Genomic DNA, 18141 nt, shown 5'->3' with positions numbered 1-18141 from the left:
GCCCACGCATCCGATTGTGGGATAACCAATTCCAATACATCACCGAAATCGAAACACCTCTGTATGTCGAGCCGTGGCCGACCTGGCTGCGGCGGATTGTGCGGCAAGCGCTGCACCTGAGGTAAGGCGGATGCCACACCGTGGCAGCACAAGGTGGTTTGGATTTCGGGTACTACACGCTCCCGGTCATCCCGTCGTTTGCGGGCATCGAATCGAAGTCGCAAACGGCGCTGAACCGCTCCGTCGGGGGCCTCGGAACCAAGCTCGGTAAAGACTTCGGGAAGAACCTCGCCGACGGCATCGTCTCATCGGAAGCGCAACTGGCCCGCGCCTACGACAACGTCATCAAGGTCAAAGACAAGGCAGCCGACGCCACCGGCAAGCTGGCGACCGCCGAGGCTAAATTGCAGCGGCTGCAGAAGATCGCCGCGTCTAACGATCGGATCGTCGCAGCCACCGAGGCCCGCAACAAGGCAAGACGCGACGAGACGCGTGCGCTCAAGGAAGCCGCCGCAGCCCAGGACGACTACGAAAGTTCCCTGCGGCGGCACAAGGACGGCGCGAGCGCCGTCGACGGCCTGGGGTTCAGTTTCGAAGGTTTGGCGGGTAAGGCATCGATGGCTGCCGCGGCCTTGGGCACTGCGGTCGGTGCGGGAATGGCGGCGGCGGTGGCCGGCGCGGTGCAGCTGACTCGCGAGTTGTACGAACTCGGCGCGCAGTTCGATGAAACATTCGACACCCTGCAGATCACCACCGGCGCCAGCGGCGACGCGCTCGACGCGCTGGAACTGTCCGTGAAGAACCTGGGACGTTCTGTGCCGCTGCCGTTTACCGAACTCGGCAAGATCGTCGGTGAGGTCAACCGGGATCTACACCTGACAGGCCCCGAGCTGGACGCGGTATCCAAGTCGGTCGCCAACCTCGGCCGGCTCACTGGTGAAGCGGTCGACGTACGTGGACTTGGCCGGGCGTTCCGTTCATTCGGTGTCGAAGGCAAAGACCAGGTAGCGACGCTCGATTCGCTGTTCGGTGCCTGGCAGCGCACCGGCATTCCCATCAACGAACTGCTGTCCACAGTCACCAAGGGTGGCCCGCAGCTGCGGCAATTCGGGTTCACCTTCGGCCAGTCCGCCGCACTGATCGGCATGCTGGACGAGCGCGGGTTGGACGCCGACAAGGCGGTCATGGCGCTGACTAAGAGTCTGGGAACGCTGGCTAAGACGCAGGGTGTCACCGGACCGGAAGCGTTGCGACAAACCGTCTCCCAGATCAAGGCATTGACCGACGCTGGCCGCGATGCAGAGGCGCTGAACCTCACCAACAAGATCTTCGGTGCCAAGGGCGGTGTGCAGTTCTTCGACGCGATCAAGTCCGGAGCGCTCGATCTGGAGACCTTGCAATCAGCACTTGAATCGACCGGGTCATCGATCAACGACACCGCCGCGGACACCGACGATTTCGAACAGAAGTGGCAGATCTTCAAAAACAATGCCGCTTCGGCGTTGGAACCATTGGCGTCCACCCTATTTGAGTTCGTCAACGTCAGCCTTACGGAGTTCTCAGACTGGGTGCAACAGCACGCACCGGCAATCATCAGATTCTTCGGTACGTCCGCTGATCTTGCTATTACGTTGGGGCAAAGCATTATCGGCATGGTCGGGGGCGCGGTTCGTGCGCTGGCCCTGCTGGTCGGCGGTGTCGGCAATGTGGTCGGAACGCTCCTTAAGGCCGGGGCCGCTGTCGACGATTTCTTCGGGCGCCACGACAAAGCCGACGAGCAGCGCCGCGCCGCCGAGGACGCGTTCGCGTGGGGGCAGGGACTGAACAAGGTTGTCGATGCGGCCGACGACTTGAATCAACGTCTATTCCGGGTGCGGGACAAGATCCGGACCACCTCAGATGAGATGGCGACCGCAGCTGAATTCACGTCGCGCCTCGGCGAAGTTACTGCCAGCATCCCCGACGGGAAGACCATACGGATCTCAGAGAACACACCGGAGGTCCGCCGCAAGCTCGCTGATATCGGCGTGCAGGTCGAAACCCTGCCTGACGGCACCGTGACGGTTACCGCGAACACCGACCAGGGCAAAAAGATTCTCGAAACGTGGCGTAAGTCGATCGAGAACGACAAGCCCGCCGAGGTGCCGATCACCGCCGATACCTCCGAGGCAGAGCGCAAATGGAATCAGTTCCGCGACATGCTGCAGAACCCCGGACCTACGCCAGTTACGGGACCGTTCATGGGCGGCAACGCAACAGCAGATGGGCCATGGATTCCGTTCCTGCCGCCACCTCCGGCGCGCGCACGCGGCGGAATCTTCGATGTGTGGGATTCGGTGGCATCGTTCGCCGACGGCAAGCTACCGAGTCAGGCGCTCATTCAACGGCCGGTAGGCAGGTCCGGCCTGGTGCAGTGGGCCGAACCATCCACGCGCGGAGAGGCATTCATACCGCTAGGTGGTGGTCAGCGCTCGATTGATATCTGGATGGAAACCGGCCGGCGGCTGGGCATGATGCGCAGCTACGACCAAGGCGGCTTGCACGAAGGACTCAACCCCGGCGCCGACTACTTGAGATCCACTGTTATGCAGCTATTCCCGCAGGTGAAAACCATCTACGGGCGCCGTGCCGAGGACGGTTTCGGGGAACACTCGTCAGGCAACGCGATCGACATCATGATCGAAAACTACGACACCCCGCAGGGCAGAGCGCTCGGCGATTCGATCGCCGCATTCTTGGTGAAGAACCAATCCGCGCTGGATCTCAACGGCTTCATTTGGCGTCAACAGAGCTACGGGTACGGCGGATCGTTCACCACCGGTACCCCGATGGGCGACCGCGGGGACGACAACCAGAACCACATGAACCACCTGCACGTGATACTTGGGTCCGGACGCCACGCGACCGCCAAGGCCGTGGGTCTTCCGACGGCGCCGCTCGTTGCCTCTGGCGGCGGTGCTGTTGGCGGTGGGGGAGCCTCGATCGGCGGCGGTGGCCGCAGCAGCGGCGGAAGCGTGTTCGGCGCCGGATACCAGACAGGCCGCGGCACACCGGGATACGACGAAGATGGACGACCCGGCTACTACAACCCCGACCCGAAACAGGTCCGCGAAGCCGAAGAACGTGCCGCCGACGCTCAGCAGCGCATCAAAGATGCTGACGCACAGGTCAAGATCGCCGAGGCCCGTAAAAGCGAACTCGATTTCGATGCCTCGGAATCGCAGAAATTGTCCGCAGATAACGCGCTCGACAAGGCGAAAGCGGATGCGGCCAAGGCGCGCCGCGAGGCGCAGGACACGCAAGCCGATCTCGCCGATGCACAACGCGGAAAGTTCACCGCTGCCAAGGAATCCAAGAAAAACAAGGGCGATAACGATCTGAGCGACATAGGCAAGATCGTCGGCGGCGGGTTCGCTGAAATGCTCGGCCTCGACGGGTCGGTCTTCCCGAACATCGAGGACTTGGGCATCGTGAAGTTGGCCAAGGCCATCTTGGGTATCAAGTACACGCCGCAAGGCACCAACTTCGCGGGCGGTCTACTCGCCGGCGCTGGCGGCGGCGGTGGGCTCGGCAGCCCCAGTGGTTCGTTCGGTGGCGCGACCTTCGATGGTGGAGGCGCCACGTCGGGCCTTCCGTTCGGGATGGTGCCCGAGGTTTCCTCAACGCTGCCATCATTCACCGGCCCGAACACCCATGTCGGTACCGGCTACCCGCCTGGCGTCGGGAACGCCGGCAACACCGACAACTCGCTGAACGTCACCATCAACAACCCGCAAGGCGATGAGCGGTCGATCGCCGACCGGACTCGTCGTGTCCTGCTCAACACTCCACGGCAGATGACGCACGAACCCATCGGCGCGGGTGGGTGACATCGTGACAAGTTCTGAGCTGATCGGACCGCGCCGAAACGTGCCATGGTCCAAGCTGTCCGAAGCCGCACGCGGCGAAGCGGTGTCGTGTGCATGGATCGGGTCCGACGGCCAGTATTGGCCGCTCACCGGGCAGCTGGCGGGCAGCGAGGGCGCGTTCATCACAGGCCCCATCGACGGCATGGTGCACGTCCCGTTCGAGGGAGTGTGGACCACCCCGGCGTACGGCCCGCCGCGGTTCGAGCGCACAGTCGACGGCCGGCGCGAAATCTCCTTCACGTTGGGCTTGATGTCCGATTCGTCGCTGGGCTGGTACGACACCGAGGCCCGGTTCTGGCGCGGCTGCCGCAACGACGCCACCGGATATTTCACAGTCACCACGCGACGACACGGGCAGCTGTGGATACCGATGCAGCTGTTGGAGGCGCCGAAATGCGCGCTCCCCGATGATCCCGCGCTGCAGCGAGTCGCGTTGCACGAAATCATCCTCGCCGCCGACGGTGAACCGCGCTGGCACCGGCCCGACACCGCCCCGCCGCCGTTCGTGCGTCCCCCCGGCGGGCCGAGCCTGGGATTCATCAGGATCGCGAACCGCTCCACCGAGCCGGCGTGGCCGATCTTTTTCGTGCAGGCGTCGAAGACCGCGCCGTCAAAAATACGGCTCGGCGACGGCCCGAACGCGATCGTGTCAGGTCAGGAAAACCCGTTCGATGACTGGCCGAAGTTGTCGCGGCTATTCGGGATCCCGTTCATAGACGAGATCCTGGGCACGTTCACCCGCACACGCGACGCGAACATGATCGATGTTCCCGAACTCAATCCCGGCGAACACTGCATCATCGACACCGATCCGACGCACCGGATCGCGATCACCGCCCAAGATCCGCCGGACAACCTGCTCAAGAAATTCATTCGGAATAGTGAGCTGCTGAACTGGATCCTCGGCGAGTACGGCGACACGGGTCTGCCCCTGCTGCAACGGTTCCGGGGACAAGGATTCTCGATTCCGATCCCGCCGCGCACTGTCGCAACGATCCCGGTCTCACATAACCAGCCTGGCGGCAAGATCTGGTGCCAGCTGCCGCAACGCTTCGAAAGCGCGCTCGCATGACCGCGCCCACACTGACCCTGGACCCCAAGACGCTGGCGGGCGAGTTCACACCAGAGCTGCGGATGCATCTCCTAGAACGCCGCTGGGCATACATGAACCGGCGCACCAAGGCGCCCCTTGTTCGGCTGTGGGACAAGGAATTCAGGTTCATTGCCCGCGTCGAAAACCTCGACAAATGGGATTGGGAAGAACTGGCCACCGAAGACGGTGAAGCCAACATCACGTTCTCCGGCAAGGCCAACGACTGGCTACGGGAAATCATCACCTACCAAATCGGTGACGACGAAGACATTCACCTCACGATCGACCCCGACCCGGACAAGCCGCACGACTTCCGGACCCGCTGGGGCGGCAAGGTCATGGTCATCGAGGACGACGAAGAAGCCGGAAAGGCTGCCGTCACCACCCTCAAGTGCATCTCAAATCGACGCCACCTCAAGGGAATCTACCTCGCGGCAAACCCCATATTTCCCATGGAGGTACAGCTGCCCAAGATGTTCCTGTGGGGTGGCCCCACGGTCACCACCTGCGCAACAGCGATGTTCTTCAACTGCATTCGACTGTTCACGCTCAACGGATTCTTCCCGGTACCGCGCAACATCTTCGCCCCGGAAACATGGCTGCAAAACCTCTCACCGCTCAATTGGCCCGTGCAGATCATGCCTGTGGCTGGGCTGTTCGACCAATCGCGTTGGTGCACAATCGGTTCACGCTGGAAGGACGCGCACACCGTCCTGTCGCCGGTCATGAAGGACGCCGGCGTGATCTGCCGCGCCTACACGTGGCTGCCCGGCGACCCGGCGCCGTACACGATGTTCGGCCCCGAACTCGCCGAGATCCTCAAGCCGACCCGTGCCTGCGTGATTCTGTCGTTCGAAGACAAGTCGGGCGTGACCGGCCCGACCGGCACCATGCTCGACGGCGCAATCAACCTGTTCGCGGCCACCCTCGACGACCTGATCACCGAAACCCTGATCCCGATCGACGCGGACCATGACGGCGAGGTCGACCCGTTCTTCCGGAAACTGCTGCTGGTTTCACCCAAGCCGCCGCCATTCGTATACCGCGATATCGGGTTCGGCAACATCCGGCGCCGCAAGCTGCGGATCTACAAGTCGCGCGCCACAGACATCATCGTCGGCGGCAAGAGCCCTCAATGGGTTAACCAGGCAATAACATTCGCGATCCGGTACGGCATATCGCAACTGGCCCAAGTGATCATGGGCGTCGAAGCTGCCGGCGTCGAAGGTCTGGACAACCTGTACCAAGGCCAGCTCGACGACGTGTTCCTGGCGTTCATGCGGTACGTCAACCCGTTGCGGTCCGCGAAGGCCGGAAGCTACGCGTTCCGCGAGTATTTCAAGAATCCGGGCGGCACCGCGTACGTCATCAACGCCATTCAAGAACTCGCCGCAGGCGATTTCGAAATGAAGGCATACCGGTCGATGAAGTTCGACGTCGGCGACGGGCAGCCCTACATCCTCGGCGAAGACTTTTGGCTCGGCGACCGCGTGTCAGCGGAAATCCGGGGCGTCGTCTACACCGATCAAATCATGGCCATCAAGGGCGAAGGTGACCGCACGACCGCGGGACGGCCCACGGTTTCGTTCGGCGACGACTCCCGCGACGAAGACCCCGTCGCCCGCGGTTTCCGCACCATCGGCAACGTCGCGAACTTCGCGGCACTACTGGCAGGAAGCGGGGATTTGTTCTGATGAGCAGACGAAACCGGCAGCAAGACAAGGTGTTCCCGAAATTTCCGTACGACCGAAAGTTCACGAAATCTGAGCTTGACGAGATTTTCGCGAAGCAAGACCGGCTGTGCGAGGCGTTCCGCGATGCGGTCGGCCCGAACGGATGGGGCCTGGGAATGCCGGAAGACCACCTGCAGCTGCTGATGTTTCACGGCGCGCTGGCCGGCGCCGACGTCGACGAAGACAAGGCGTTCATCCGGGCGCGCCGCCTGCCCGACCAGAGCGGGCGACTGGTCGACGCCGTCGAATGGGTGGTGAAAAAGGAAGACACCCCACGCGACCGAAGCCGCGACGCGCGCCGCGAGGCACGTGCACGCGCCCGTGAAATTGACGAGCTGGACCCGGACGTGCGCGAGGCACTCGTCGAGATGGTGAAACGCAAAGGCCAACGGGCCTACAACCGCGGCCACGCCGAAGTACCAACCGATGAGCGCGACGAGTACTCAGCGCGCCTGCGCGCCACCGACAACGAAAACGTTGAAGACAGCGACGACACCAAGGAGGGCACATCGTGACGTCCGCAATCATCCCCACCGAACCAATCTTCCTGGGCGAAAGGGTAATCCGAACCCTGTTCTACGCGGCACCCCGCAACCCCGGAGACCCGCAAACGATCGTCGGCACATTCACTCTGATGCCCGGCGAAGACAACATCGTCTTGGACGCCATCAAGGGAGAGAAAGGCGACCGCGGCGACATGTCGCCGTTCTGGCGACCGCAATGGGGCTCGACAATAAACCTGCCCGTCGATCTGCCCGACGACCTCGGAGACGCCGATACCGGAATGGCCTGGTACATCGCAGGCTATTGGCACGTCTGGGACGGCAACGGCTGGCGGATCATCTTGGGCGCCATCCCCGGACCGCCCGGACCCACGCCCAACCTGCACATGACTGCGCGCGGGGTTGCGCAGCCCTCAGGCGGTATCACCTACCCCCTGAATCTGAATGTCACGGCAGGCGGCACCACGCTTGAACCGACATTCGCGATCGACATCCCGCTCATCCCCGGACCCAAGGGTGACAACGCGAAAATCCTGGAAGCCGAAGATTTCGTCGGCCCCATCGAGGACGGCCAGTCCCTGATCTATGACTCGACCCTGGCCGGCGGGGCGGGCGGGATACGCGGCGGCAGTCCAGTGGGCACCGCCAAAAAACTGAGCGTCCCCGAGCAGTCGTTCACCGGCGGCACGTACGGATCAACCTGGAACATCATTGCCACGATCATCGTTCCGGGGCAACCGCTGCCGTACTACCCCGACTTCGACGGGCACATTCGGTGGAAGCGCAGCGGCCTGTTCAACAGCGCCCAAATCGAAGTGCAGGTCCGAGCACTGCCGCAAGGGTCGACGAGTGCGCCGGAAACCGGAACCCTGTGTGCACGTGCCCTGTACGACCCGAGCACCCTGGACGCCGAAACGATCGCGCACATCCGCGAACAGTGGTCCGATACCGGTCATCCTGCCCGAGCCATAGCCCCGGACTCGGGTGAAGGCCGCGTGCCGGCCAACACGTCCATGGTCTATTACGTGCTGCTGTACCGGATCGGCGGAAGCGGCTCGGTCGTGTTTTCCACCCCCGGTGCGCACCTGTCGCTGACGCTGTTTCCGGTGAGCTGATGCCTCGCAGTATCGACAAATTCCCAGAGAAGCGGGGCGCCGGTGCCGCCTCCCTTAATAATCCACTGCGCTCGCAATTGGACTACGAATCGGCGCTCGCAGACACAGCCAAGCAAGCCGGTGACAAGATACGTGACGCGATCTCCGGGGCGCTCGACGACATCGTCGATGTCATCCACGAATTCACCGGTCTTGATCTTGACGAACTGAAAAGCGCGCTCGATGGGATTGACCTTGGCAACCCCGGCGCGATCTTGGCCAAGATCGTTGAGTTGGCCGGTAATGCGCTCGGGTTCAATGGCCTGCTGCCGTCGTCGTGGATCGCCGATGTCGTCGAGGATTTGACGCGCGGGGCCGGGGAATTCCTGACCGCGGACAGCATCGCCGGAAACCCCTTCATGCAGTGGGATCCGGGCGCCGCTGGCTGGGAATCCGGCGGCGCCGGCAAGGTGACAGCCAACGGCACACAGCAGTCGGTGCGCGGCGAAATCTTCGACGTCGTACCCGGTAACGTCGTGAAACTGCCCGCAGGCACACGCTGGTCGGGCCTCACCGCGACACCAGGTTCGAATCCGATCAAGGTCGGGTTCGCGGTGTGGGACGCGGCCGGCAATGTGCTGCCTGATGTGATCCGAGGACAGATTCAGCCGTCGACACCGTCCTCATCATGGCAAGGGATCCCCACCACGGATTGGATCGTGCCGACTGGGGTAGCACGGGCTGCGGCGCTGATCGAGCTTGATTCGGGCGCCCTGTCCGGGGACGTGTGGTTCTCGAATGTGACCCCGCACAAGACGAACAAGATCCCTCCGGACTTACTGAAAAGCCTGGTCGAGGGCGGGCAGGACTTCGCCGAGGATGTACAGAAGACTTGGGACGCGTTCTGGAACGGGGTTTTTGGCGCCAACGCCACCGGCAAGACCCCCGATGATGTGAAAACCGCTTCGGCACATGTTACGGCGGTCGCCAGCGATGCGAACGCTGCGGCACAGTTCGCCTCGTCGATGGTGATCCGGCCCCGCCGCAGCCCGCGGTGGGTTTCCACTGGAACCCACGACGACGTGTCGTTCGCGATTGCCATGGCGCAAACAATGTTCACCCCGGCTTTGGGGGACATCACCTACATTCCGATCACACCGGACACCGACCGGGTGTACAAGGCGCTCAAGTTCGGGCTGGTCGGCAACGCGATGACCAACCTGTATGTCGGCGTGTACAAGATCGAGTACGACGGAACACTGACTCGCACAGTGGATCTCGGCGACAAGAAGTCTGCGCTGACCGCGTCGAAAGTGCAGACATTCGCAATCCCCGGCGGGGTGGCGGTCGGCCGCGGTGAAACGGTGTTCATCGCCGTACGCCAGGTTGGCGGCACCGCTGGGCAGATGTTCACCACGCCATCGCTGCTGCAGGTGACCGAGGTGGTGCAGCCGGTGCCGACCTACATCACCGAGAAGAACAACACGGGGACAGGGCTTCCGGCGACGATCTCGGGGGCTATCGTGCGGTCCGAGTCCGCACCGGCGTGGGGTGCGCTCGGTGAAACGCTGCTCGATTCGCCGTGGACGGACTACACCGCGCCGGGCTGGTACACCTACCTGTTCGGCACCGATTCGAGGTTCGTCTACATCGCCGGTAGCAGTGCCGGTGGCGGTGGTGGTGGCGGCGACGGCGGCTTCAACAAGCCCGGCGAGGGCGGACGGCGCGGCACCTGGTCGGCACTGAGCCTTGAGCGTGGTGTGGGAATCCCGTGGGATGTACCGGGACTCGATGTGTACGTTCCAGCGCCGGGCGCGGGCTCGCCGAGCCGTGAAACCAACGGCAGCCCAGGTGAAGCCCTGATCGTGCGCCTATCAACCGCGCCGGGCACTGTCCTGTTGAACATCCCCGGCGGTGCGGGCGGGCGCCTGGCCTACGGCGGGTTCTTCAACCGCGACCCCGTCGGTCAAGCGCAAGTGAACTACCCCTTCTTTGGCCGCCTGTTCGTTGGTGGCCTGGCTGCAGAACAAGACGCCAATGGCAACAGCCCCGGCGGTGGCGGCGGCGGAGGCGGTGGCGGCTTCGTTGGCAACGCCAACGCGGGGCGTCCGGGTGGCGCCGGGTTCTGCGCGATAAGGACGGCGTGATGACAACTCCAGTGGCGACGCGCACGGGCGGCAAATGGTACGGCCGGTTCCGGGCATCGGTGCCTGGTATCGCCTCGGGTGAAGCGTTCGGGGTGCCCGAAGTGGACCGAGGCCCCTTGACGTTGCGGCCTTCCGGGATCCCGTCGGCGGAAGTGTTCGGCACGCAGCTGATCACCTACCCGCAGGACGTTGTAGCCAGCGGTATCGCCTCGGCGGAGGCATTCGGGTCACCGCAGGTCGGACTCAGAGTTTCCCCAGCGGGCATCCTGTCGGCCGAATCGGTCGGTGCTCCCGCAGTTGCGGTGGGGCCGGTCACCATCGCGCCGGCCGGCATTGGATCGGCCGAGGCGATCGGCTTGGCAGCAGTCGGTCAACGTGTAGCCCCGAGTTCTATTGCGTCTGCGGAGGCTTTCGGGAATCCGAAGGTGAACATGGCCTTGACCGCCGCGGGTATCGCCTCAGCCGAGGCGTTCGGAACAGCCGCAGCGGGCCGGGGCGCGGTCGGCGTCGCCCCGGCTGGTATCGCCTCGGGTGAAGCGTTCGGCGCGGTGGCGCTCACGCAAACGGCGACCATCTACTACAACACGCAGGGCGTGGGCAGCGAAAACAACGGCACACCGCTGACATGCACCATCAGCCCGAACGCGGGCGATGATGTGCTCGTATTCGCCATGCTCGGGGCATCCTCGGGTGCCACCGACTTCTACAAGGCAACGTACGGGCCGAGCAATCTGCCGATGATCTGCGCAGGGCAAGAGCTTTCCGGCGGTGTTGTCATCGCGGCCTACATCATCCGGGGCGTGTCGGCGGGTAGCGCAACCGTCAACATCACCCGCGGTACCAGCCCGGCACCGTGGGGCCAAGCGGTCGCGGTGTCATATTCGGGCGCGGCCGGGTTCGACCCCGCCACCGCGGCCGCTGGTACTGGGACATCGTTCTCGCATTCGGTGGCGGTCCCGACCAACAGCCGCACGGTGCAAGCCATCACGACCGGGGACGCCGGCGCCACCCTGTCGAGCTTGACAGGTGGTGTGAGCCGCTACCTCGATAACGCGGGATTCTGCATTCAGTCGATCCGAGACTCGGACGCTTCCACGGCGTTCACCGGCACGTTGAGCAGCTCCCGTGCCTGGGCCTCGATCGCGGTGCCGCTGCGCACCAGCGCACCGGGTGGGGTGCGCGCCGGTTACAGCTACGGCTCCACCAGCGTATTGGGCGCCACGACAACAACATTCGATATCTACGCCGCCGCCGGAGAATACGTCTATGTTCCGGTGATTCAGGACCGTGCCGGCGACCCGTCGTCGGTGACCTGTGACGGTTCGGCGATGACGCTCATCGACACCGCGCCATGGTCGTCGGGCTCGGGGGCGGCGTACATCAAGATCTACCGCAGCGCGGCGGCGATGAGTTCAGCTGGCCTCAAGACGGTTTCCGTTGTGACATCCGGTAGCGGATGGAGCCGCAGCGGCGGCGTCGCGGTCTCCGGTGTCACCAGCCCGTCGGGAACCGTCACCAAAACATCGGGCACCAGCTCGCAACCCACACAGGCCGTCACCTGCTCGGCCGGGCAGATGATCCTGCAAATACTGGCCAGCTCGGCTGCCCCCACGGGCATCGAGGGCGGCACAACGCTGGTTGTTTCCTCAGCGGGCCAAGTGTTCTGGTCGATCAACATCGCCCTGGAATCAACAACATTCAAGCTGGCCAACACCTCCACCAACTGGGGTGCGCTGGCCTTGGTCCTCAGTTAGAACCCCACCCGAAAGAGAAAGTAGGTAACCACCAATGGCAAACGCACTGTACGACAAGGGCCGCGAAGCATTCGCCACCGGCGCCGTCAACTGGACCGGCGACACCATCAAGGTAGCGCTTGTGGACACCGGCGCGTACACGCCGAACCTCGCGACACACCAGTTCCTTTCCGACATCGCGGCCGGTGCCCGCATCGCCACATCGGCCGCGCTGACCGGGAAGACGGCCACCGCGGGTGTCTGCAACGCCGCCAACGTCAACTTCTCCGCCGTGAGCGGTGCGAGCGTCGAGGCGCTGGTGATCTACAAGGACACCGGTACCGCCGGCACGTCCCCGCTGATCGCGTACATCGACACCGCAACCGGTCTTCCCGTGTCACCCAACGGCGGCGACATCAACATCGCATGGGACACCGGCACTAACCGGATATTCAAGCTGTGACCAGACACATCGCCGCCGTGGGCGCGGTGTGCGCAGCTCTGGCCGCAGCGACAGCCCTGCTCACCTACACGGTTGTCATGCACATTGCGCCCGGTGAACACCCTCGGGATCCGCGAATCACCGAGCCGCACGGCCGGTTCGGCTGGTGACGCTGCGCGGCATCAGCCCTTGCGCGGCGCTACCTTCCGAAATGGAAAGCGAGACATCATGAAAACCATCGTCAAATGGCTCATCAAGACAGCCATCGAAGCCACCCGCGAATACTTGAAAGAGCATCCCGAGGTCGGCGACGAAGCTGCCGCGGCTGTCGCGACGAAGATCGGTAGCGCACTGCCCAAATTCGTCGACTCGTTGACGAATGCCACGCCGTGGCAGTGGGACGACAAGGCGCTCGACGGCCTCGCTGAACGCGTCGCGAAGCTGCTGCCCGATCTGGTGCGCCAATTCCTGGGATTCGGTAAGCAGTCATGAGTTTCGTGTGGCAGGCCGACAAGCCCATGCGCACGCGGGAGCAGGTCGCCCGCGAGGTTCACGCCGTGTCACTGGCGCGTGGCCTCGATGACCTCGCCACGGTTATGGCGCTCATGTGCATCAGCGTCGAATCCAACTTTTGGTGCCCAGGAAACGACAAGGATCCGTGCTTCCGCGACCACCCGGACGATTACCCGCATGACTCACTCAGCGATGACGGCTACTCATCGGGGTACTACCAGCAGCAGATGTCGGCGCCAGAGGTCAGCCCGCCGTGGGGGTGGGGTGGACTGTGGGGCGACCCGGAAGGCACCCGTAAGCGCATGGATCTTCGGGCATCCACCGACATGTTCCTAGCGGCCCTGCCCGGCGATTACGTCAACGCCAACAACGCGTCGGCAGCCGGCCAGGTCGTCGCGGACGTGCAGAAACCAAACCCCTTGTACCGCAGCCGGTACGCCGAGAAGTGGGACGAAGCGTGGGATCTGTTCGACCGCGCTCTCGCCGGCGGGCCGGTTGCGCCACCGTCGAACAATGGAGGAACCGAAGTGGGATTCACAGGCGACCCGGTCTGGCTTGAAGACGTACTACGCGAAGCGCTCGGTGACCGGCTGCACGTCGTCGACGGATGGAAAACCCGCGGTACAGGTGCGGGGGAGAACGGATCAGATCAGATGGGGCCGCTGTGGGGTGTGATGATCCACCACACGGGCAACCGCAACGAGAGTATCGACACCATCAAGAATGGGCGCCCGGGCCTCGCCGGGCCGCTGTCGCAGTGCCTGATCACACCGGACGGGATCTGCCATTTGATCGCGATCGGGCCGTGCAACCATGCCGGTATCGGCCAATACCCCGGCATATCAAAGAACATGGGCAACACCAGGCTTATCGGGTTCGAATGCGCGTGGCCCACGATCCGGCCCGACGGCAGCTACGACGAACGTGAACGCTGGCCCGACGCGCAGATCATCACCATGCGAGACGCGGCGGCAGCGGTCGTCAAGAAACTCGGGTATGGCGCAGATCGCGTGATCGGCCACAAGGAGTACGCGACGGCCCCACCCAACGTGAAGTGGGATCCGGGCAACATCGACATGAACTGGTTCCGTGGCGAAGTCGCCAAGGATCTGCGCGGCGACTTCGACGGCCCGCCGATCGTAATCCCGCCCGTGTTGACCGATCGGCAACTGCTGGAACGGATCGACGCGGGTGTCGCTGACCTAAACCGCAAGCTCAACGGAATCGGAGCAACGAAATGAGTGGACATATGCAACCTGAGGGCGAGACGTTTGTGACGTTCGGATGCTTCGTGATCGCGCAGAACGTGCAGATCATCGGCAAGCCCCGCCAGGACGGCATCCAGCCATGAACGGGCCTGACGGGAAGTGGATCGGCTACGGCGAAGGCGACGAATCCGACGCGGTGACCGCGATCGAACGCCGCCTCGTCAACGCCTACCCGAGAAACAGCCACGCCATCGAGCACGGCGTCGCGGTGGACCGCAGATACACCGTTGGCACAGCGCAAGCGGTGCGGGATCTTACGGCGTTCATGAACAACGATCCCCGCGAGCTGGAACGCCTACGGCGCATGGGGCTGGCCACGCCGCTGCGAAGCGACGGTGTCGCGAATCTGGACGTTCGCAAGGCCATCGGCGCGTACGTCGAGGCGCCGGCCAACCCGCTGCCGTCCAAGTACCCGATTCAGGGTGTGTGGGCCGATTCGCGCGCCTTCCTGAACCCGCCGACTGCGCACAGTTTCGTCAAGGCCACCAACGATTTCCGTGACGAAGCCATGCGCCTCTACCGGCCGATGGCGGGCACCCGCATCTGGCCGATCGGATACAGCATGGGCGGTGTGTCGGTCCAGAAGTTCCTGACCGCGCTGCCGCCCGAATGGCGCAACTACGTTGCCGGCGTCACCACGTTCGGTGACCCGTCGATGCCCGCCGAGGGCAGCCTGCTCGGCGATGATCCCGGCGAAGGCATCTCCAAATTGCCGCAGCCACAGTGGGTGCGGGACCGGTACTGGTCATACTCGATTGACGGCGACTGGTACCCGCGAGCACGTGGGCTGCTGTTCCTGCTCTACCAGGTACTCACCCGCGCAGAGTTGACCATGGAATTCGCGATGTACCTGTTCACTGAATTCCCGAAGCAAGCATTTCAGCAGCTCATCGGGCAAGCCGACAGTGCCGACCCGCTGGCCGGCGCACTGTCGGGGCTCGCTGGACTCATGACCTCCGGGCCGCTCGGCGTCATCGGGTCCCCGCTGAACCCGTTGCAGCTGTTCGCGATCCTGCCGGACCTTGTGCGGCTGCTGTTCGACGCCATCAAGTTCGTGGCCACCAACGCGCACGGCATGTACGGCGATCCCGGATATGCACTGTGGGACGGCATGACGGCCGTCGATCACGCGGTAGCCAACATCCGGCGCGTGGCCCCCGACGGCTGCACCCTGTTCCTGCTGCCCGGAACGTGGGCGAACTGGAACCAAGGCTTTCCGTTCGACGTGGCTGCACAACTGCAATAGGAAAAGGGAATCATCATGTACACCTGGGCATTCTGGAGAGAGCTGGGCGAACGGGCGGTGCGCGCCGCAGCGGCGGCGCTGATGGGCGTGTTCGTGGGCGACAAGACCGTCGCGACTGTCGATTGGCGGTTCACGGCGGCAGCGGTCGCGACAGCGGTTCTGGTGTCGGTGTGTTCGTCGCTGCTGGCCAGCCGCCGCGTCGAGGACGCCGACGGACCTCGCACAGCGTCGTTCCTGACCGGAGGCCGCGGGTAGATGTCTCCGCTGTCGCCGCTGCTGAATAGCCCCGACGACTTTTTCTTCGCGGTCGCGTTCATGGGTTTGGCAACGCACCAGGTATGGATGGTGGTCTCGGGGCGCCTTGTGCCTCGCCGAACCCATGAACGCGAACTCGCCAGCAGAGACAACGAAATCGTTTTCCTGCGTGAGACAAACGGGAAACAGGGCGAGACGATCCACGCGTACGCAACACCTGCTCAACTCGCGGTGCGCGCGGTTACCGCATTGCAGGAGCAGACATGAGATGGCCATTCTCAAGACGAGGCCGGCCCGCATGTGAAGACGACGCCACACGCAACGCCGAAGCCGAACGTGACCTTGCCCAACAACAGCTTGACGAGGCGATCGAGCTTGCCGCGCAAGCACAATTGCTACTTGATCGGAACGGGTTCGCCGAAGCGGTTGAACGTTCCATGCGACGGAGGTTTGCGTGAAGACGATTCGAAATGCTGCGATCGTTGCCGCTTTGGCGTTCGTGCCCGCGGTATGGATGGCCCCCGGCACAGTTGCCGATGTGTTGCTGACCTTCGCAGCTGTGCTGTCGTGGGTGTTCGCGGTGCTGTATCTGACGGGGTCGATGTGGTGGCTTGAACGCGTAGGCCGGGCAACGATTTCCATGATGTTCGCGCTGGCTTTCGTGCTCACACAGAACGCGATGTCGGTCTGGTGGGGGGAGAACTATCCCGGCCGCGACCAGGTGCGCGGCCTACTGTATGCCTCTCTCGCCTACGCCCTGGCACGCCTGGTGTTGACCCTGCACCACATTCAGCGCACCGACAAGGACACCCAAAATGGCTGACATCGCTGACATTCCGTGGTTCAAATGCGTTGGCCTGTACGGCAACATCGTGCCCGACACGCTCGATACAGGCTATCGTCCCGACCATTTCAAGCCGTGGGGTTCGGTCACGTTCACACCCCGGATCGCAGGCCCCGGCGACAAGCTGGAGCCGCCAGAGCCGCAGTTCCGGCTGACCGGACACACCCCGCCGATGACGCTGCTGCTGGTGCCGTTCGACGCACGCATCGAAAACGGGGTGTTGAAACTGCCGCGCCTCGACGCGCCGGCCGGGGAGAACCCGACACCGACCGAGATAGATCAGCAGCGTGCCAGCGCAGGCCTGGACATGCTGGCCAATTCGACTGCCCTGCAACTGGCATCGGGCTACAAACTGGTCTACCAAGTGCAGTTCGGGACCATGAAGGTATTGGGCAAGGAACACACCTTCGATTCGTTCTGGTTCGAGGCCCCGACCGTCAGCGACTTCACGACCGCACCGACATGGGTGCCGCCCACGATCGACCTGACCGTCGTCGAACGATTCACACCGGTGACGTAGTCCGCCCCGTTTCCTACTTGGGAATCTTCGGCACTGTCGCGGTGGCGATTTCCATGGCCTTGGCGCACAAATCAATGCCGCCCTTTCCCGTGCCGGCACCGATATTCACGCTCACGGTTGACCGCTGGGCGGGCAGGCTAACGATGCACATATCAGGCTCTTGATGCAGCGAAGCATCGACCCCTGCAACGGAAATCTTCTTCTCACCCTTGTCCCACATACGCTGAATGGCAACGTTACTGACGAGCAGATTCAGATTCCATATCTCGGTGTTACTCGCAGACTCCCATTCGCACCCGCGCACACCCTTGTTTACGCCGCCGATCGCGAACACCTGCTGAGGTGTTAGCCCCCAGGTACGTAGCTCGGTGGGCGTGAACGCGTGGCAGGGATCGAACGTTGTGCCGTCACTACGCCCAGAGTCCAGCGGAGCCAGCGAAGAAGGCGCCGGGGACGCCGGGATTTCAGGACGGTCTGGTTGCCCGCAACTTGCGCAGGTGACCGCTAGTGCCAACGCGAATGCGGCTCGAAGTAGTGACATTTGGTTTCCCCCTCATTTGGTTTGAATTCAATTTTGTTCACCCCCGTGAAGCTGCATAAACGCTAACACCGAGCGGCGGTAAATGGGGGGATGCGAATCGCCGTGCTGACCTGCTATTCCTCGGCTGGTTCGACGGGGTGTGGGTTGTCGACCCAGTCGGCGGGATCGAGGTGTGTCCATTGGCCGCTGGGGTTGTCGCCCTCGGCGATGGCCTGTTCGTCGGTCACCGGCGCAGGGTAGAAGTGGATCGCACCCGAGCACGTGCCGCATGTGCCGGTCTTCTGAAAACGCTTGATCACGG

Annotated in this window: 19 protein-coding genes; 17 read left to right on the top strand and 2 right to left on the bottom strand. The window is 63.4% G+C overall.

Translation table 11 applies throughout. From position 1 onward, the window contains the following. Positions 1 to 158 precede the first annotated feature (158 nt). The 17 genes from ABG82_RS19290 to ABG82_RS19220 all read left to right on the top strand — a co-directional run bounded on the left by ABG82_RS19290 (position 159) and on the right by ABG82_RS19220 (position 17299). The gene (locus ABG82_RS19290; RefSeq protein WP_043080445.1) at positions 159 to 3869 is read left to right on the top strand and encodes a phage tail tape measure protein; all 3711 of its coding nucleotides are present in this window, start codon (positions 159 to 161) and stop codon (positions 3867 to 3869) included. 4 nt (positions 3870 to 3873) lie between these two features. Continuing rightward, a complete protein-coding gene (locus ABG82_RS19285; protein WP_043080446.1) occupies positions 3874 to 4980 on the top strand; it encodes a hypothetical protein in 1107 nt (368 codons plus the stop codon). Continuing rightward, complete coding sequence (locus tag ABG82_RS19280) at positions 4977 to 6695, top strand: Gp37-like protein (RefSeq protein ID WP_052511143.1); 1719 nt, start codon at positions 4977 to 4979, stop codon at positions 6693 to 6695. The genes ABG82_RS19285 and ABG82_RS19280 overlap by 4 nt, the downstream gene beginning before the upstream one ends. Continuing rightward, on the top strand, positions 6695 to 7249 hold the full coding sequence (locus tag ABG82_RS19275; RefSeq protein WP_043080441.1) for a phage gene 29 protein family protein: 555 nt from the start codon (positions 6695 to 6697) through the stop codon (positions 7247 to 7249). Before ABG82_RS19280 ends, ABG82_RS19275 begins: the two co-directional genes overlap by 1 nt. Beyond that, the gene (locus tag ABG82_RS19270; protein ID WP_043080442.1) at positions 7246 to 8352 is read left to right on the top strand and encodes a hypothetical protein; all 1107 of its coding nucleotides are present in this window, start codon (positions 7246 to 7248) and stop codon (positions 8350 to 8352) included. The genes ABG82_RS19275 and ABG82_RS19270 overlap by 4 nt, the downstream gene beginning before the upstream one ends. Beyond that, on the top strand, positions 8352 to 10478 hold the full coding sequence (locus ABG82_RS19265) for a glycine-rich domain-containing protein (RefSeq protein ID WP_043080443.1): 2127 nt from the start codon (positions 8352 to 8354) through the stop codon (positions 10476 to 10478). The genes ABG82_RS19270 and ABG82_RS19265 overlap by 1 nt, the downstream gene beginning before the upstream one ends. Continuing rightward, positions 10478 to 12232 carry a hypothetical protein gene (locus tag ABG82_RS19260; RefSeq protein WP_235631177.1) on the top strand — a complete coding sequence of 585 codons (1755 nt, stop codon included), beginning with the start codon at positions 10478 to 10480 and terminating at the stop codon, positions 12230 to 12232. Before ABG82_RS19265 ends, ABG82_RS19260 begins: the two co-directional genes overlap by 1 nt. Before the next feature lie 34 nt (positions 12233 to 12266). Beyond that, positions 12267 to 12674: a hypothetical protein gene (locus tag ABG82_RS19255; protein WP_043077770.1), complete on the top strand. Its 408-nt coding sequence runs from the start codon at positions 12267 to 12269 to the stop codon at positions 12672 to 12674. Next, positions 12671 to 12823 (top strand): hypothetical protein, encoded by a 153-nt coding sequence (locus ABG82_RS28640; RefSeq protein ID WP_165589732.1) that lies wholly within the window; start codon positions 12671 to 12673, stop codon positions 12821 to 12823. The genes ABG82_RS19255 and ABG82_RS28640 overlap by 4 nt, the downstream gene beginning before the upstream one ends. A gap of 58 nt (positions 12824 to 12881) precedes the next feature. Next, positions 12882 to 13145: a hypothetical protein gene (locus ABG82_RS19250; protein ID WP_043077771.1), complete on the top strand. Its 264-nt coding sequence runs from the start codon at positions 12882 to 12884 to the stop codon at positions 13143 to 13145. Further along, positions 13142 to 14407, top strand: a complete 1266-nt coding sequence (locus ABG82_RS29020; protein WP_052510996.1) for a peptidoglycan recognition protein family protein — start codon at positions 13142 to 13144, stop codon at positions 14405 to 14407. Before ABG82_RS19250 ends, ABG82_RS29020 begins: the two co-directional genes overlap by 4 nt. A 106-nt stretch (positions 14408 to 14513) precedes the next feature. After that, a complete protein-coding gene (locus ABG82_RS19240) occupies positions 14514 to 15680 on the top strand; it encodes a hypothetical protein (RefSeq protein WP_043077772.1) in 1167 nt (388 codons plus the stop codon). Between the two features lie 15 nt (positions 15681 to 15695). Next, positions 15696 to 15935, top strand: coding sequence for a holin (locus ABG82_RS19235; protein WP_043077773.1), 240 nt, complete (start codon positions 15696 to 15698; stop codon positions 15933 to 15935). Further along, positions 15936 to 16202 (top strand): hypothetical protein, encoded by a 267-nt coding sequence (locus ABG82_RS19230; RefSeq protein WP_043077774.1) that lies wholly within the window; start codon positions 15936 to 15938, stop codon positions 16200 to 16202. Then, positions 16199 to 16393 carry a DUF7620 family protein gene (locus tag ABG82_RS29360; RefSeq protein ID WP_054416704.1) on the top strand — a complete coding sequence of 65 codons (195 nt, stop codon included), beginning with the start codon at positions 16199 to 16201 and terminating at the stop codon, positions 16391 to 16393. Before ABG82_RS19230 ends, ABG82_RS29360 begins: the two co-directional genes overlap by 4 nt. Continuing rightward, positions 16390 to 16758 carry a putative phage holin gene (locus ABG82_RS19225; protein ID WP_043077775.1) on the top strand — a complete coding sequence of 123 codons (369 nt, stop codon included), beginning with the start codon at positions 16390 to 16392 and terminating at the stop codon, positions 16756 to 16758. The genes ABG82_RS29360 and ABG82_RS19225 overlap by 4 nt, the downstream gene beginning before the upstream one ends. Next, positions 16751 to 17299, top strand: a complete 549-nt coding sequence (locus tag ABG82_RS19220) for a hypothetical protein (protein WP_043077776.1) — start codon at positions 16751 to 16753, stop codon at positions 17297 to 17299. Before ABG82_RS19225 ends, ABG82_RS19220 begins: the two co-directional genes overlap by 8 nt. Before the next feature lie 13 nt (positions 17300 to 17312). Here ABG82_RS19220 and ABG82_RS27835 read toward each other — a convergent pair whose 3' ends face one another. Continuing rightward, a complete protein-coding gene (locus ABG82_RS27835; protein ID WP_078343310.1) occupies positions 17313 to 17840 on the bottom strand; it encodes a DUF3558 family protein in 528 nt (175 codons plus the stop codon). Between the two features lie 113 nt (positions 17841 to 17953). Then, positions 17954 to 18139: a hypothetical protein gene (locus tag ABG82_RS19210; protein ID WP_043077929.1), complete on the bottom strand. Its 186-nt coding sequence runs from the start codon at positions 18137 to 18139 to the stop codon at positions 17954 to 17956. Positions 18140 to 18141: the final 2 nt, after the last annotated feature.

Source organism: Mycobacteroides immunogenum, assembly GCF_001605725.1.
GTDB lineage: Bacteria > Actinomycetota > Actinomycetes > Mycobacteriales > Mycobacteriaceae > Mycobacterium > Mycobacterium immunogenum.
This window is presented reverse-complemented; position numbering and strand designations above follow the sequence as displayed.